Annotated in this window: 12 protein-coding genes; 4 read left to right on the top strand and 8 right to left on the bottom strand. The window is 52.6% G+C overall.

From position 1 onward, the window contains the following. Positions 1-64: 64 nt before the first annotated feature. The 5 genes from KIH39_RS01430 to KIH39_RS01410 all read right to left on the bottom strand — a co-directional run bounded on the left by KIH39_RS01430 (position 65) and on the right by KIH39_RS01410 (position 6,723). The gene (locus tag KIH39_RS01430; protein WP_213497498.1) at positions 65-2,623 is read right to left on the bottom strand and encodes an ATP-dependent Clp protease ATP-binding subunit; all 2,559 of its coding nucleotides are present in this window, start codon (positions 2,621-2,623) and stop codon (positions 65-67) included. A gap of 310 nt (positions 2,624-2,933) precedes the next feature. Continuing rightward, a complete protein-coding gene (locus tag KIH39_RS01425) occupies positions 2,934-3,386 on the bottom strand; it encodes a hypothetical protein (RefSeq protein WP_213497497.1) in 453 nt (150 codons plus the stop codon). A gap of 99 nt (positions 3,387-3,485) precedes the next feature. Next, a complete protein-coding gene (locus KIH39_RS26940) occupies positions 3,486-3,806 on the bottom strand; it encodes a carbon storage regulator (RefSeq protein WP_390623677.1) in 321 nt (106 codons plus the stop codon). A gap of 38 nt (positions 3,807-3,844) precedes the next feature. Next, positions 3,845-5,293, bottom strand: a complete 1,449-nt coding sequence (locus KIH39_RS01415) for a sigma-54-dependent transcriptional regulator (RefSeq protein WP_213497495.1) — start codon at positions 5,291-5,293, stop codon at positions 3,845-3,847. Further along, the gene (locus KIH39_RS01410) at positions 5,290-6,723 is read right to left on the bottom strand and encodes a sensor histidine kinase (RefSeq protein WP_213497494.1); all 1,434 of its coding nucleotides are present in this window, start codon (positions 6,721-6,723) and stop codon (positions 5,290-5,292) included. Before KIH39_RS01410 ends, KIH39_RS01415 begins: the two co-directional genes overlap by 4 nt. A gap of 304 nt (positions 6,724-7,027) precedes the next feature. Here KIH39_RS01410 and KIH39_RS01405 point away from each other — a divergent pair, with 304 nt between their 5' ends. Then, positions 7,028-9,682 (top strand): Ig-like domain-containing protein, encoded by a 2,655-nt coding sequence (locus KIH39_RS01405; RefSeq protein WP_213497493.1) that lies wholly within the window; start codon positions 7,028-7,030, stop codon positions 9,680-9,682. Between the two features lie 109 nt (positions 9,683-9,791). On the opposite strand, the gene infA is transcribed toward KIH39_RS01405, so the two are convergent. Together infA and KIH39_RS01395 are read right to left on the bottom strand one after the other, a co-directional pair. Beyond that, the gene (gene infA / locus KIH39_RS01400; RefSeq protein WP_213497492.1) at positions 9,792-10,010 is read right to left on the bottom strand and encodes a translation initiation factor IF-1; all 219 of its coding nucleotides are present in this window, start codon (positions 10,008-10,010) and stop codon (positions 9,792-9,794) included. Positions 10,011-10,098: 88 nt separating this feature from the next. Then, positions 10,099-10,503 carry an RNA recognition motif domain-containing protein gene (locus tag KIH39_RS01395; protein ID WP_213497491.1) on the bottom strand — a complete coding sequence of 135 codons (405 nt, stop codon included), beginning with the start codon at positions 10,501-10,503 and terminating at the stop codon, positions 10,099-10,101. A gap of 290 nt (positions 10,504-10,793) precedes the next feature. On the opposite strand from KIH39_RS01395, the gene ispE reads away from it, so the two are divergent. Continuing rightward, positions 10,794-11,672, top strand: coding sequence for a 4-(cytidine 5'-diphospho)-2-C-methyl-D-erythritol kinase (gene ispE, locus KIH39_RS01390; protein WP_213497490.1), 879 nt, complete (start codon positions 10,794-10,796; stop codon positions 11,670-11,672). Positions 11,673-11,732: 60 nt separating this feature from the next. Then, complete coding sequence (locus KIH39_RS01385) at positions 11,733-12,323, top strand: SpoVG family protein (protein ID WP_246539465.1); 591 nt, start codon at positions 11,733-11,735, stop codon at positions 12,321-12,323. Positions 12,324-12,393: 70 nt separating this feature from the next. On the opposite strand, the gene KIH39_RS01380 is transcribed toward KIH39_RS01385, so the two are convergent. After that, positions 12,394-13,644, bottom strand: a complete 1,251-nt coding sequence (locus tag KIH39_RS01380; RefSeq protein ID WP_213497489.1) for a serine/threonine protein kinase — start codon at positions 13,642-13,644, stop codon at positions 12,394-12,396. 293 nt (positions 13,645-13,937) lie between these two features. Between KIH39_RS01380 and ptsP the strand changes: the two genes are divergently transcribed. Next, entirely contained in the window at positions 13,938-15,677 is a 1,740-nt protein-coding gene (ptsP, locus tag KIH39_RS01375) for a phosphoenolpyruvate--protein phosphotransferase (RefSeq protein ID WP_213497488.1), read from the top strand. Positions 15,678-15,749: the final 72 nt, after the last annotated feature.

The following is a 15,749-nucleotide window of genomic DNA, read 5'->3' as shown; positions in this document are numbered from 1 at the left end:
TCGTGAATCCTTCCGATTAGCAAGGGAGGACTCACGACCTTTTCGACTTTGAGCCTAACCAGGATTAATGCGGGGTACCGGCCAATTCCTGGGGCGGAGCGGGATTATCTGGAGGAGTCTGCATGGGTGCAGCATCCCCGGTGTCGAAGTAGAGCTTTTTCTCTCCATCGACATCGTGAGCCCGAACCGTAATCCGATCCTTGCCGACAAAGGTGCCGCGAAGCAAATCTTCCGAAAGCGGATCTTCCAGAAGATTTTCGATCGCCCGGCGTAAGGGCCGAGCACCGAATTCGAGACTGGTACCTTTCTCGATCAGCAGCTCCTTGGCTTCGTCGGTCATCACCAGTTCCAACTTCTTCTCCCGCAACCGTTTGAAGACTTTCGAAAGTTCGATGTCCACGATCTTCTTCAAGTCATCGATATTCAAGCTTCGGAAGACGATGATGTCGTCCACGCGGTTGATAAATTCCGGTTTGAAGTTCTTGTTCATTTCTTCCTTGAGACGATCCTGCATCGCCCGGTAGGAAGTATCTTCCGTCTTCGAGGTATACTTGCTGAAACCGAAGTCGGGACGATTGATGATCGTTTCCGCGCCGATGTTGGTCGTCATGATCAAGATCGTATTCTTGAAATCGATGGCTCGACCAAAGCTGTCGGTCAGTCGGCCTTCTTCCATGATCTGGAGCAAGCTGTTCCAGACATCCGGATGGGCCTTTTCGATTTCATCCAACAGCACAACGCTATACGGCTGACGGCGAATCTTTTCGGTGAGCTGGCCACCTTCTTCGTAGCCGACGTAACCGGGAGGAGCCCCCCACAATCGGCTGACGTTGTGTTTCTCCTGGTATTCCGACATGTCCAAGGCTATGAGCTTGTTCTCATCGCCGAACATGAATTGCGCCAGTCGCTTGGCCAACAGCGTCTTACCCACACCAGTCGGCCCAGCGAAGATAAAGCTCCCGATGGGTCGTTTCGGATCTTTCAAACCCGCCCGGCTCTTGCGAACCGCACGAGAGATCGCCCGGATGGCTTCATCCTGGCTGACCACGGCGCCGTGCAATTCGTCTTCCATCTTCAACAGACGGGACGTTTCATCGGCACCCAGTCGTTTCAGCGGAACGCCCGTCATCTTCGAAACGACTTCGTTGATAACTTCCTCATCCACGACACCGTCGGCTTCCTTGGACTTCTCTTTGTGGTCGCGGATGATCTGCTCTTTTTTCTTCTTGAGCTTATCCGCCTGATCGCGAAGCGAAGCGGCCTTTTCGAAATCCTGATCGACGACGGCCGATTCTTTTTCCTGATTCAAGCGGTCGATTGATTCGTCGATTTCCTTCAAATCTGGCGGTCGGGTCATCGCTTTCAGGCGAATGCGAGCTCCCGCCTCGTCGATGACGTCGATGGCTTTATCCGGCAGGCAACGGCCGGTGATATAGCGATCGGACAGTTCCACGGCCGCCTTGAGAGCACCATCGGTGATTTGAACGCGATGGTGAGCTTCGTAGCGATCCCGCAGACCTTTGAGAATCTCCACGGCGTCTTCGTTTGACGGCGGATTGACGATGATCTGCTGGAAGCGGCGTTCCAGGGCCGCATCTTTCTCGATGTATTTACGATACTCATCGAGAGTGGTCGCACCGATGCACTGAATTTCCCCGCGAGCCAAAGCCGGCTTGAGAACGTTGGAAGCGTCGATCGCTCCTTCCGCTCCACCTGCGCCGACGAGCGTGTGCAATTCGTCGATGAAGAGAATCGTGTTCTTGGCGCGACGGACTTCGTTCATGACCGCTTTGATGCGTTCTTCGAACTGGCCGCGATACTTAGTACCTGCCACCATCATGGCCAAGTCGAGCACGACCAAGCGGCGATCTCGAAGCAGATCGGGAACGTTGCCTTCGACGATCAGTTGAGCCAGACCTTCCACGATGGCCGTTTTACCGACACCCGCTTCCCCCAGAAGCACGGGGTTATTCTTTTGACGTCGACTGAGAATCTGGATCACGCGTTCGATCTCATTGGCTCGCCCGATCACCGGGTCCAGTTTGCTGGTACGAGCCAACTCGGTCAAATCGCGGCCGAAGCTATCCAAAGCCGGAGTTTTGGATTTGCCCTTGGCGGGTCGTTCGCTACCGCCGCTGGAGCCACCAGCGCCGCCCGAGGCTTCGGAGGATTCAGGCATATTATGTCCCAGTAGGTTCAGCACTTCTTCGCGTACATCTTCCAGTTTCAAGCCCAGATTCATCAGAACCTGAGCGGCCACACCTTCTTGTTCTCGAAGGAGGCCCAGGAGCAAATGCTCCGTTCCAACGTAATTATGATTCAGGTTTCGAGCCTCTTCGATTGAGTACTCGATAACTTTTTTGGCGCGGGGAGTATGGGGCAACCGTCCCATGACGACCTGCTCGCCGGTCGGACCGCTCTGAACAATCTTTTCCACTTCGAGTCGAATCTTACGAAGATCGATATCGAGATTTTTCAGCACATTGGCTGCAACACCGGAACCTTCTTTTACCAGCCCGAGAAGGACGTGTTCAGTTCCTATGTATTCGTGGTTGAACCGCTGCGCCTCCTGGTTGGCGAGTTGCATCACCTTCCGAGCGCGGTCGGTAAATCGCTCGTACATGCCATGCCTTTCAGTTCGCAGATCTGGTGCGAAAGGGAGTTAATTCCGATCGCCGAGAAATGCGTCTTTCCAAATGGATATTGCCCGGGGTGAAACTCGCTTCCTCAAACCCGGGATTAAAAATTCACGCTTACTACATCATATGCGTAGGGCAAGCGTGCAGCCAATAGCGCGTGGCGGAGATGGGTAAGCTTTTTCTCATTTTCCCCCTGTTTCTCATCAATCCACAAAAGAAATCGACGGGGAGAACAAAAAGAAAAACCTGGAGGAGATCCAGGTTGAGATAGCAGCCGTCCGAATCTGGGGCAGATCAATTGGCATTCGAATCCTTTGAATCGGAGGATTTCGAATCTTTTTTATCCTTGGGATTAGGGTAGATCTCAATGATCGTCACGAGAGTCGACGTATTGACCTTGTTATCCTCCCCGCGTGTCTTGACCGCGGAAAGATGGAGAACCACCTTTTCGCCTTTGGCGATTTCCTCCACCTTCGGCGGCGTCTCCTTTTTGGCGGGGACGAATTTCACCTTGGCTTTTACATCGATGGCGTAGGTATATTCCTTTGATTGGGATTTCGTTGAATAATGCCTTCCGCTGACCACCGGGACGACTTCCTGAACTTTTAGAGTGACCGAATCGGCGGAAATCTTGACAATCTCTCCGGCTCTCTCCCCCGCGGGTGTTTTAGAGAGAACTTTTTCTTCCGCATGGACGAAGCCGATCGCGGAAAACAATCCAATCAATAGCAAGCTATAAATTTTCATGATCCACCTCTAAAAATTGCCGAATGTGTCCCACATACTTTGAACGCTTCTATCCAGCAAAAGTTCCGACTTTCGATCACAATTCGTCGGAAATCCTTCTCAGGTTTCCGCTCCGATCGATTCTTCTGAATTCACACTTTTTCGATTCAGAATCGAGGCACGCTTGTCCTCGGGTCTTCGGATCGCAATCCGAGCCGTGGCTTGCACTCCGAGTCGTACCTGGCAATTGCCTTCAGAAATCACGGTTAGGACGATGTCACTTCCAATCAGAATGCGATCACCGATTTTTCGCTTTAGGAGAAGCAAGTACCGCGAAATTTCCCGAAAGAGAAGTATCTCTAAATGGCAATTCGCGTGATGGCAATTCGCGTGCCGAGCTACAAAATATGGCGGCAAAGTAAAAATGAATATTTCAGTCACAATTCCGTGAATTGCAGCAGAATTATGAGATGCTGGCTTCAATCAGTCTGATCGTCTTCCGACCAGACTGATTTCTCTAGAAATATTCCTAAAGCGCGAATTTTGTGCCGCAGGCTGCCCCGAGTGATTCCCAGAATCTCAGCAGCCCGCAACTGATTGCCACCGGTCTGCTGGAGCACCCTCGTTAAAAGCTTCCGCTCCATCTGACTGAGGCACTCGGCGTAGAGCTCTTTCGATCCCGATTCCAGTTTCGTCTCTATAAACGCATCAAGATTGAAGCCATTGCGAGTATCGGCGCTCACCACCGGGGGAGCGGATGTCGGAGTCCGATTGATCGACAGATTATCGGGCAGTAACACCGCCCCCGACATCTGAAGGATGCCCCGTTTCAGAACACTTTGCAATTCGCGAACGTTCCCTGGCCAGGAATAACTTCGCAGCAGTTCTCGCGTTTCATCCGCAACGATAGGCAATGGCTTCTGAAACTCCCGGCTAAAACACGCCAGAAAGTGATCGGTCAAAAGTTCCAGATCATCTCCCCGCTCGCGCAGCGGAGGCAAAACCAGCGCATAACCGTTCAGTCGAAAATAGAGATCGGAGCGGAATTTGCCGAGAGAGACCTGCTTTTCGAGATCCACGTTGGTGGCGGCGATCACCCTCACATCGGTCTCAACCGTTTCGGTGCCGCCGACTCGTTCGAAGCGCTGCTCCTGAAGAACCCGCAACAGTTTGACCTGAGCCAGTAGTGGCATCTCGCCCACTTCATCCAGGAAGAGAGTCCCCCCGGAGCATTGCTCAAACTTCCCGATCCGTTTTCGTTCGGCCCCGGTGAATGCGCCTTTTTCATGGCCAAAGAGTTCACTTTCAATCAACGCTTCGGGGATCGCCCCGCAATTAATGGCCAAAAAGGGCTTATCCTTCCGCTGGCTATGCTGATAAATCGCTCGAGCCACCAATTCTTTACCGGTGCCACTCTCTCCCAGAATCAGAACTTGGGTGTCGGTAGCCGCTACCCGGCCAATCGCTTTGTAAATCTCCTGCATGCCGTCAGACCGGCCCACCAAAGCATCCACTTCTTTGGTTGCCGGAGGACTATCGGGAAAGACTGCTGGCACATTCATCAATCGGCTGCTGATGCAGGCCCGATCGATCAGTTCCTGTAACTGCTCGTAGCGTAAGGGCTTGATCAGATAGTCAAAAGCACCATGCTTCATGGCTTCGATCGCCAATTCGGTCGTGCCATGCCCGGTTATGAGCAAGATGGGGATGCGTTTATTGATTTCGCGGATGCGATCGAACGCCTGCAGTTTATCCGCATCCGGAAGATGAATATCCAGCACGATCACATCGGGCGTAACCGCGAGGAGTTTAGCGATCCCCTCCGCGGAGGTACGGGCAGTCTCCACCAGATATTCCGGAGCGTGAAACGCTTTCCGGAATGCATGCTGAATCACGGGTTCGTCATCGATCAGCAGCAACCGCCTCATTCGGTATCCTCGGCAACTAACAGACGCAGTTCGAAGCAGGCCCCACCACTGGGACGATTATAGCCGATTATCGATCCGCCATGCTCCTCGACGATTCGTTTGGAGATTACCAGTCCCAGACCGATTCCCGTTTCTTTTCCCGTGGCGAACGGTTCAAACAGTCTGGGAAGAATATCCTCCCGGATGCCCGGCCCGGTATCGCAGAAATATAAGGTTGCCAATCCGTTGATCAACTGAGGGCGGGTAGTGATTTCCAACCGTCCTCCGAAAGGCATCATATCGAGGGCATTGAGAATCAGATTATCGAAAACCTGGCGCAATTGCTGGGGATCGCCATCGAGCATCAACTTCGATTGGGCGGGATGAAAATTGACTGTAGTTCCCTGCTGCTCGAGTCGCCGTCGATGCAATTGGAGGCTCTCTTTAATAATCGATATTAGCTCACAGGGTAGTCTTTCCAGCTTGGGGGGGCGGGCGAAATCGAGAAAGATTTTCAGAGTGCTTTCGATTCTTTGCAGTTCCTGCTCGATGAGCGTCAAATCCTCATCGGTAACACCACCGGATTGCGGATCTTTTCGACCGGTTTCGATCAGCAAGATAGCCGAAGTCAATGGATTGCGAATTTCGTGAGCTACACCAGCGGCCAGTTGACCAACGGCTGCCAGTCGTTCTGATCGGCGAATCTCACGGTCGTTCTGCTGGAGTTTTTCGACTACCTTTTCAACCTGATGAACGAGATCGTCGGTCCCCTCTCGCAACGCCGCATCATCCCCCTGCCACTCCACCGTGGAGGTCTCCTGGCCAAGCCGTTCCGAGGCCCCCTGAACGCGAACCAAAAACTGATGGAGTGTTCTTCGGAGGCTGCGAGCGAGGCCGTAACCGAGAAGCATCCCGGCCAGCGAGCCCAGACTACCGACGATCAAAAGTCCCCAACTCATCCATCGGACCGACTTGCGGTGCTCCTGCTCCGATTTTTCGATCTGATCTTCATTGAAAGTCTGCAGATCCTGGCAGAGCTTGATGGAATCCTCTTTCAAAATCAAGTACGCCCGATTGGTGGAATCGCCCCTCAGGCGTTCCTCACGATACGCATCGAGATATCGGTCTATGCGATTCTTGAGCTTGCCACTCAGTTCCTGTTCTCTTTTTTTGTCGCTGAGATTGATAATGTCCTGAAGGTGAATTTTGACTCTTTCCTGAAGAGGCCCGACCTCGCCCGATTGCCGTTCGTGGTAGAGAATCAAACCCGCCAGGGCTTCTTCGAGATTGTCGGCAGCCTTACGACTACCGATATTTTCGCTGAGGAAAGCGGCCGTTTTCGCCTGCTGTGTGTCCAGGTAAATTGCCAAACCGCCACAAAATGCAAAAACAATTCCGCTCGCTAACGCGGCCGACCAGAGCAATCGATTCGGATAAGAATGCAGACTCATGAAAATGCTCTTGGCACGATTTCGAAAGGCACGGACATACAACTTAGTTTACGCAGAAATCATCCGGCCCCGTAGCGACGCACCCCTCTCAAAAATTCGGGCTGATGCGACAAATTGTTTGTGAATTTCCTGAAATGCAGGCCTAACCCCTTTCAGAATTTATGAAAAGTCGTTTCAAAGCGTATTTTGCAACTTACCCAGATTCTAGATTTCCTCAATTTTCATTTCTCTCCCATCAATTTTAAAGTAAATTTTATCTTAAAACCTGTTTCATATTTTAGACCAGTTCATTGGGGAGCGAGTCATGCCAACACGGATGAAGTCGAAAAAAGGGAAGCCCATCCCAGCAGTTACACCGAAATTGGAGAGTTTGGAAGACCGGACGGTGATGGATGGATCCGTTCAGGCCATGGTCTCCGGGGGTGTTCTCTTTGTCGCAGGCGATCATCTCGCTAACCGGATCCAAATCACTGGCCTAGGATCCAACGCCGTCAGCATTTCGGCGTTGGATGGTAATACTCCAGTCAACGGCCGTACCGCCCCGGTCTATTTCAGCAACCTGAAAGGTGTGCACATTCAACTTGGCGGTGGGGACGATATGCTGGTGCTCAATGGTCTGTCCTTGAGCGGCCAGTTGTATGTGAACATGGGCGAGGGAAATAATTCTCTCAGCGTCTTCAACACGCGCTCCAATAACACCATGTCCCTCATCACGAATGGCGGCAACGATGTGATCACTCTTTCAGGAGTTCAGGCCCCGAAGGGGTTGGTATTGGCATGTGGTCTTGGGTATGATGTCGTAAACATCGGATATTCTTCCTTCGGAAACGGCAGCTACATAGTTTCCGCGGGAGGTACCGCGCAATTTGGCATTACTCAAGTCGACCTTGGCAAGAACCTTCATACTCAAGGTGTATCTTCGGTTACCCCCGGGATGATCTCGGTGGCCAATGCGGATTTTGCCTCGGTCGCGCGGGGCGCGTCAACTCGAGCAAATCTTCTCGCCAACGATCAGGCATTCGGAGGTTCAGCGATCAACACCTCTTCGATCCGAATCGTCCGAGGACCGGCTTCGGGATCGGTTACCACTAACGGCGATGGTAGCGTGACCTACACAAATAACGGTGGATCCGCCAGCAGCGATTCTTTCAGCTATCAGTTCCTCGACAGCAAAGGCACCCTCTCCTCCGTGGGCGAAGTCCATATCACCGTAACGGGAAGTAGCTCAACACCTTCCAATCCCTCCAACACTGCACCGGTTGCAAGTGGTGATTCCTTCACCGTAACCAAAGGCAGTACAGCCAATTTGAACTTGGCCTTAAACGACACTGCCCCAGGCAGTTCGTTGAATCTTGCCTCCATTCAAATTGTGACGCAGCCCGCCCATGGGACAATCACAATCAATAGCGATGGATCGGTGAAATATGTCCATGACGGCAGCAACGCGACAACCGATTCATTCACGTACACAATCAAGAATGCCCAGGGATTGGTTTCGAATACCGCCACCGTCTCGCTGGTAATTGCAGCTGTCAACAAAGCCCCCGTGGCCGGGAACGACATTGCCGAAGTTGAGGTCGGAAGCTCGAAGATCATCAATGTCGCTGAAAACGACACGTCGGAAAGTGGGCAAATCAATCTTGGCTCGATTGTCATTATCACGGAACCGGTGAACGGTATTCTTGTGGTAAATAGCGATGGGACGGTGAAATACACTCACGACGGCTCTGCGACAGTAACCGATAGCTTCACTTACTTTATTCGCGATAATCTGGGGGTTGCCTCCAATGTAGCAACGGTGACGATTACCATCGTTCCACCGAATCAGCCTCCTGTAGCCAATCCAGATTCGGCCTCGGTCAACACCGGTGGATCTTACGCTATTCCGGTGGCAGCCAATGATTCGGATCCGGAGAACGCTCTAGCCCTCAACAGCATCGTAATCACCCAGCCAGCTGAGCATGGCACACTCACCGTAAATCCAGACGGGACTGTGACCTATCAGCACGATGGCGGAGCGACTCTCAGCGACAGCTTCAAATATACAATCAAGGATGCGAAGGGAGCGGTCTCCAACGAAGCGACCGTGACGATCACCATCGTTCCACTGAATCAGCCTCCAGTCGCCAATCCCGATACTGGAACCGTAGCGGCAGGTGCCTCGCTTGTACTTCCGGTAAGCGCGAACGATACGGATCCCGACAACGCCCTGGACTTGAGTTCTATAACCATCACTCAACAGCCTGAGCACGGCACACTAACTGTGAATGCTGATGGAACCGTGACTTACCAGCACGACGGCGGTTTAAGTACCAGTGACAACTTCCGCTACACCATCAAAGACGCAAAGGCATCCGTTTCCAACGAAGCTACGGTCATCCTTACGATTTTGCAACCCCCTGTGGCTAATAATGATTCCGTGGCGTTAAACGTAGGAGGAAATTTGGTTATATCCGTGCTGGCAAACGATAGCGCTCCCTCCGCAGCTTTCGACTTCAGCTCCCTGACAATTGTGTCCATTCCCACAACGGGATTTCTCAACAAAAATCCCGATGGAACTTTTACTTATATCCACGACGGTTCCCCCGTCTTATCGGAGAGCTTCCAGTACACCATTAAAGATGTGGACGGCAGAGTGTCTAACGTGGCGACCGTGTTCATTACGATCCACCAGCCGCCCGTGGCCAATTCCACTGCAGTGACAGTTCCGCTCGGCCAGACTGCCATTTACGATCTCACTGATAGCATCTCCGATCCACAAAATGATCCCGTCTTGCAAATCGTGATTACCGGACCACCGACTCATGGTACGGCTACCGTTCTAGATAATAACCGGGTGCAGTACGAAAATAGTGGGGATATGCAGGGTATGGAAGTCATCAAATACAGGGTCGTGAACAGTTTCGGACTGTCTTCCGAGGAAGCGGTTATTTCTATAGCGGTGATTCCGAATATCTGAGGATCGAGAGAATAATCAGACTCTTCCCCATGGTGTGATTCGGGGAAGGGTCTATCTCATATGAGTGAGCTGTTTTGAGAAGGGTTGTCAGCCAATATGTTGGGCACTATCATTTGCCCCGATACACAATGCGGCCACGTGTGAGATCGTAAGGGGAAATTTCCACTTTAACGCGATCCCCGGGAATGATACGGATGAAGTTTTTCCGCATGCGACCGGCGACCACTGCGATGACTTCGCCCCCGACGTCCAATTCAACTCGAAATTGCGTGTTGGCCAGGGCTTCTTTCACCCGGCCTTCGACTTCAATCGCTTCTTCTTTCGCCATATAGTTTTTTGTTTCCCTATAGAGAATAGACCCCCGCACCGTACGTCCAGTACAGTCAATCTATGAATAAACTTACAGTTTGGTACTGTTAATACGATCCGCGACGGTCTCTTCCACCGCCGCCGTAGCCCCCGCCCCCTCGCCGGTCGCCTCCCCCTCCTCCGTAACCGCCGCGGCCGCCACCACCGCCTCCTCCATAGCCTCCGCCTCCGCCTCCTCCACCATAACCGCCACCGGCCGGTCGAGGTTCGCGAGGCTTGGCCTCATTCACGGTCAACGGTCGACCTTGAAAATCGGCGTTGTTCAGGGCCGCAATTGCCGCATTCGCTTCTTCAGCGTTGGGCATTTCGACGAACCCGAATCCCCGGGAGCGGCCAGTCTGCTTGTCTTTGACGACCTGAGCTTTCCCTACCGCTCCATAGGTGGAAAACAGTTCCGTCAGTTGCTCTGGCGTGCAAGACCACGCCAGATTCCCCACATAAATGTTAACCATTCCAACCCTTTCAAAAAAACTGGCTTTTCAGCGTCTCACATTCTAATGCTCCGGCAACAGTACGCAAGTAAAATCTTCAAATCTAAAAGGTTCTTCTTGACAAAGGGTTTAGTCGCCCATTTTGCGAGAATTGACTGAACGAAATGATGGTCCTGAAATTCTCATAACTCCCTATTGACGCTTTCGAGAAGCTGCATTAGTATCCGCGCGAGTTAAGAAACTGCTAAGAAAAGGAAAAGGATTGGTACAAAAGACGGGATGGAACCCGACGAGCCGCGATGGCGTTTGAAATGACCCCATCTTTACAGACCGATGGTTCTCTCCTTCTGCTTGCACCAGCAAAACTCAATCTTTTTCTGGAAATTCTTGGCAAACGACCGGATGGCTATCACGAATTGTCCACTCTGATGGTAGCCATCAATCTCTGCGATGAGATTATTTTCCGCCCGCATCGCGCGGAGATTCTGCTGAGTTGCGATACGCCGGAACTCGCAGTAGGTGCGGAGAATCTGGTTGTCAAAGCCGCTCAATTGTTGCGGCGAAGCACCGGATGCCAGGACGGGGTCGCGATACATTTAAGGAAAAAAATTCCCTGGGCCGCCGGTTTAGGAGGGGGCAGCAGCGATGCCGCCGCCACACTGCTCGGGTTGAATCGGCTCTGGAAATTAAATCTTTCCGTCGTCGAACTGAAGGAATTGGGAAGCCAACTCGGTAGCGATGTACCGTTCTTCCTGGGTGAAAATGCGGCGTGGTGTACGGGTCGAGGGGAAATTCTCGAACCCTTACCGGCCAGGATTCCCTTGCATTTGCTCTTGCTGAAACCGGCAAGCGGATGCGATACCGCGGCGGTTTATCGGAACCTCAAGCTTCCGCCGAATCCTCGATCGGGCCAGAATTTGCGGGAAGCTTTCGTCGTGGGAGATGCCCGGCGGCTAGCGGCAGAGATGTTCAATCGCTTGCAGGAATCTGCATTCGAAATGAATTCCGAAATCCAGGCCATCCTGGCTGAGTTATCGAGGACATCTGCTCTGGGATGTCTGATGAGTGGTAGCGGTTCCAGTTTGTTTGCTGTGGCGGAAGACGAGTCGCACAGCGAGAGGCTGGCTGCGGAATTGCAAAACCAGAAACTACCAGCCGGTACGCGCTGGTGGAGGGTTCGATCTTTATAGGCGGAGAGTTTTTCGCCGGGCTATAGGGTAGGCAAGAAGCCGTTGCCCTTGAAATACTCCATGAAGGAGCCAGCTGTGACAATCACGGAAGTGCGCATCAAACTGGTCGAAGAAAATAACGAGCGACTTTTAGGCTTCTGTTCGATCACAATCGACAACGCTTTCGTCATCCGCGATCTGAAAATTATCGAGGGTACGAGAGGGTTGTTTGTGGCAATGCCAAGCCGCAAGCTCACCGATCGATGCCACTCCTGCGGCAGCAAGAACCACCTGAAATCTCGCTTCTGCAACTTCTGCGGACATAAGCTCGACGAATTGCGAGCCGGCCGGGATATGGACGGCCGGGTCAAACTGCACGCCGACATAGCCCACCCGATTCATTCCTCCTGCCGGGAAACCATGCAAGCGGCCATTATAAAGTCCTTCCATGCCGAAAAGGAACTGGCCAAGAAACCGGGCTACGTTTGCCGATATGACGACTTTGACGGGGGCGATTACGATTCGACCTCGGTCAGCTATCAGGATGTGGTCAGCGAAGTCGCTCGAGCAGGCTTTCGCACCCACCCCGGACATGCGCCGCGCGGGCCGCATACCAACCCCGCGGACAAGTCGGTCGCCACGAACCGCGACGATTTCGCCAGCGGTCTGTAAATCCCGTTCGAACTCGACTGGCCTCCTTGTGATCGGATGAATTCACCGGATCTCAAGGAGGCTCCCCGTTTTATCCCAAATTTGATTTCCAGATTTCGCGGGTTTTTAAATTCTTCTTTGCACCCGGATCGTTTGTCAAAACGAGCAGAATCAGCAATAGGATCAGAGCCAGAACACAAACGGTCGAGATCACTAACATCATTTTTTTATTGGAATGGCTCTCCGACTTATTTCCTCGCACAGGCCGCTCGGTGTTCAGACTGGCGAATCGAAAGCGGCTGGCAGTATCCGGTTCGTAAGGCGCAACTTCAGGAATAGTATCCGCGACTTCCTCAGTTCCCAGTTTGGCCATCAAACCGGTAAGAACGGTATTCGTTCTGGGGGCATAGGGTTTCAGTGCTTCGGCGAATTCCACGGGGGTCTGGTAGCGCAAAGCGGGATCTTTCGCCAAAGCTTTGGTAATGATCTCCGGCAGGCCCGCTGGCATGTCGATGCGGTCCACGGTCGGGATCGGTTCCGTATTGTGTGCGATCATTTTCTGGGCCGGTGTGCCCGTGGGATACATCGGGCTGCCGGTGAGCAAATAGTAAAGGCTGGCTGCCAGAGCATAAATATCCGAGCGGATATCCACATCGCGAGGATTGCGGCATTGCTCGGGGGAAATGAAATCGGGTGTGCCGAAAGTTATGCCTTCCGTAGTAAGCCGGGTTTCATCGGCACTCGTAGCCGTATCGATGCGGGCTAGGCCCATATCGAGGATTTTTACTGTGCCCGTCTTGTTCAGCAACAGGTTTGCGGGCTTGATATCCCTATGAACCATCCCCCGCTCGTAAGCGTGCTGCAATCCCATCGCCGCTTGCAGGATATATTCGCAGGCGCTCGCGACGGGTAAAGCTCCCGATTTCTTCACGAGTTCGAACAGATTTATGCCTTCGACGTATTCCATCACGAAAAAATGGGAATCCCCCTGCTGGTCGGCATCATAAGCGATGACGACATTTTCGTGCTGGAGTTGAGCTGCTGCCTGAATCTCTTTTTGAAATCGTTTGATGGCATCGGGATTCGAAAGCCGTTTCTGACGAATCAATTTAATTGCCACTTCCCGGTCCATGGTCGAATGCCGGGCTTTATAGACGTCTCCCATCCCCCCTTCACCGATTTTGTCCACGATGATGTACTGTTTGAGAATGAGCTTATCGCCTTTCCCCTTCCAGAATTCTTTGACTTGATAGGGCGTCAGCCATTTGCGCTGGACGATTTCCTTGGCAATTTCCTGGGGATCCGCATTGGCGACGACTGCCCAATTCTCGAGGAGCTTCATGGATTTTTCTTCCAGGAGATTACTCTTTCGAATCGATTTGACAAAAGACACCAACTGTTCAGATTTCATGCTTCCCCACTACCAAATAGGCTCTTCAATAGATTACGGGTTTCCTTGAATATCTGATACCCAGATTAACTGCTCGCCTACCGGAATTCCAGTTCTCCTTCTCGAGAAGGAAGGATCTATTAAGTAACTCAAAAGTCTCCCAATACCAAAACCGCTTCGCACGAGAGAGTTCGAACCGGAAAAGGTCTTTTGAAATTCCCCGGTATCCCTGTAAACTGAGGCTTATGAAACGTGGCCTCTCTCTCTCGGCCGGGATCGCCATCGCCCCGGCATTTCGGATGGATGAAGTTGCATTCCCCGGCCTTGCGGATAGTGTGAATCCTGCCACAGAACTGGTTCGATTCGACGCGGCCTGCGAGGCCGTGGCTGCCGATCTGGACCGAACTATCCAGCACGTTGCCAAGGAAATCTCAGAACCCGCCGCGGATATCTTTCGCGGCCATCGCGCCCTGCTGCGGGATCCGGCCCTGGTCGGTAAAGTCCGGAGTATTATTGAAAAAGAACATCTCGATTCCGTCAGGGCGCTTCGGAAAACGCTCGACGATTACAGCAAACTTTTCGAACAGATTTCCGATGAGTATTTCCGCGAACGCATGGCCGATATCCGGGACGTGATCGGCCGGTTGGTTAATCAACTTTCCATTGCATCGGGGCTACAGAAGTTCGACACTCACACGCCGGTGATACTCATAGCCCAGGAACTGCTTCCTTCCCATGCGGTGATGTTTGATCGTCTGAAAGTTATTGGTATCGTCACGGAAACCGGCGGAAGCATCGGCCATGCCGCTATTCTCGCCCGATCGCTGGGTATTCCGGCAGTTTCCAGTGTCGTCGGGGTTCTGAAAGAAACCCGTTCGGGCGATCTGATCATTGTCGATGGCCGGGAAGGTGTGGTGCTCGTCAATCCCGGGCCGGAAGTGGAATCGGCCTATCGGAAGCAAGAGCGAGAGTACGTCGACCTTCGCAATCAGCTCATCGAAAATCGCGACCACGCGCCCATAACGGCAGACGGCGTTAGCCTCGAGTTCCTCGCGAATGTCAACAACATGTTCGATGCCGCTTCGGCGGTAGGTGTTGGTGCGACGGCTGTTGGGCTGTTTCGAACGGAATTCATCTTTCTGACGCACTCTGGCGTCCCCACGGAAGAAGAGCAGGAACGGGCCTACCGTAACGTCATTGAAGCCTCTCCCAACGCCAACGTGACGATTCGAGTGCTGGATCTGGGGGGAGACAAGCAGGTTCCTTATCTGGGTAGCCGTCGCGAAGCCAACCCTTTTATGGGATTTCGCTCGATCCGTCTGATGACTGACTATCCGGAACTGTTTCGAACGCAACTTCGGGCGATTCTAAGAGCCTCCCGCTACGGACATATCAGCGTGATGTTCCCGATGATATCCCGAGTGGAAGAAGTTATTGAGTTAAAATTGCTTTTCGAAGAGTTGCGCAAGAGCTTGATCGAACAAGGCTTACAACTTCCGGATCGAATTCCGTTCGGAGTGATGGCGGAGGTTCCCTCAGCCGCTTTGTGCATCAACGAAATTCTCGATCTGGTCGATTTCGTGAGCATTGGCTCGAACGACCTGACACAATATCTCATGGCCGCGGATCGCGATAATCCGAAAGTGGCCCATCTGGTCGATCCCTGCTATCCGGCGGTTTTAAGGCTACTCCGCGGCCTGATCGGGGCGTGCGTGGAACGACAAAAACCGGTTACGCTTTGCGGCGAGATGGCGGGAAGCCCGCGCTGTCTGCTTCCTTTGCTGGGTATGGGACTTCGGCGATTCAGCATGGCTCCCGCATTTGTCGGTTCGATGAAGGAAATGGCGAAGACCATCACTCTCGCGGACGCCCGGCAGGCCGCAGAGAAAGTTCTCAGCATGCGCACTCTCGCGGAAGTTCGCGATTACCTCAATCGTCGCGTTCGCGAACTTTGCCCGCGAGTGGCTGAATTGGAAGTCGGCTGAGAGGCCAGTTCGCCCCAATTTTCAAATGGTTATCAATCGTCTATCCTGACTCTGTAAGCTTTCTATAGACCG

It is taken from the genome of Telmatocola sphagniphila (assembly GCF_018398935.1).
Lineage (GTDB): Bacteria > Planctomycetota > Planctomycetia > Gemmatales > Gemmataceae > Telmatocola > Telmatocola sphagniphila.
Note: the sequence above shows the minus strand (reverse complement) of the source record. Positions and strands in the feature narration are given on the sequence as shown.

Coding starts and splice junctions, on each gene's coding strand:
- KIH39_RS01380 (WP_213497489.1), bottom strand. CDS start 13,644: ATGAAGCTCCTCGAGAATTGGGCAGTCGTCGCCAATGCGGATCCCCAG.
- KIH39_RS01430 (WP_213497498.1), bottom strand. CDS start 2,623: ATGTACGAGCGATTTACCGACCGCGCTCGGAAGGTGATGCAACTCGCC.
- ptsP (WP_213497488.1), top strand. CDS start 13,938: ATGAAACGTGGCCTCTCTCTCTCGGCCGGGATCGCCATCGCCCCGGCA.
- KIH39_RS01395 (WP_213497491.1), bottom strand. CDS start 10,503: ATGGTTAACATTTATGTGGGGAATCTGGCGTGGTCTTGCACGCCAGAG.
- KIH39_RS01415 (WP_213497495.1), bottom strand. CDS start 5,293: ATGAGGCGGTTGCTGCTGATCGATGACGAACCCGTGATTCAGCATGCA.
- KIH39_RS01385 (WP_246539465.1), top strand. CDS start 11,733: ATGAAGGAGCCAGCTGTGACAATCACGGAAGTGCGCATCAAACTGGTC.
- ispE (WP_213497490.1), top strand. CDS start 10,794: ATGACCCCATCTTTACAGACCGATGGTTCTCTCCTTCTGCTTGCACCA.
- KIH39_RS01405 (WP_213497493.1), top strand. CDS start 7,028: ATGCCAACACGGATGAAGTCGAAAAAAGGGAAGCCCATCCCAGCAGTT.
- KIH39_RS01425 (WP_213497497.1), bottom strand. CDS start 3,386: ATGAAAATTTATAGCTTGCTATTGATTGGATTGTTTTCCGCGATCGGC.
- infA (WP_213497492.1), bottom strand. CDS start 10,010: ATGGCGAAAGAAGAAGCGATTGAAGTCGAAGGCCGGGTGAAAGAAGCC.
- KIH39_RS01410 (WP_213497494.1), bottom strand. CDS start 6,723: ATGAGTCTGCATTCTTATCCGAATCGATTGCTCTGGTCGGCCGCGTTA.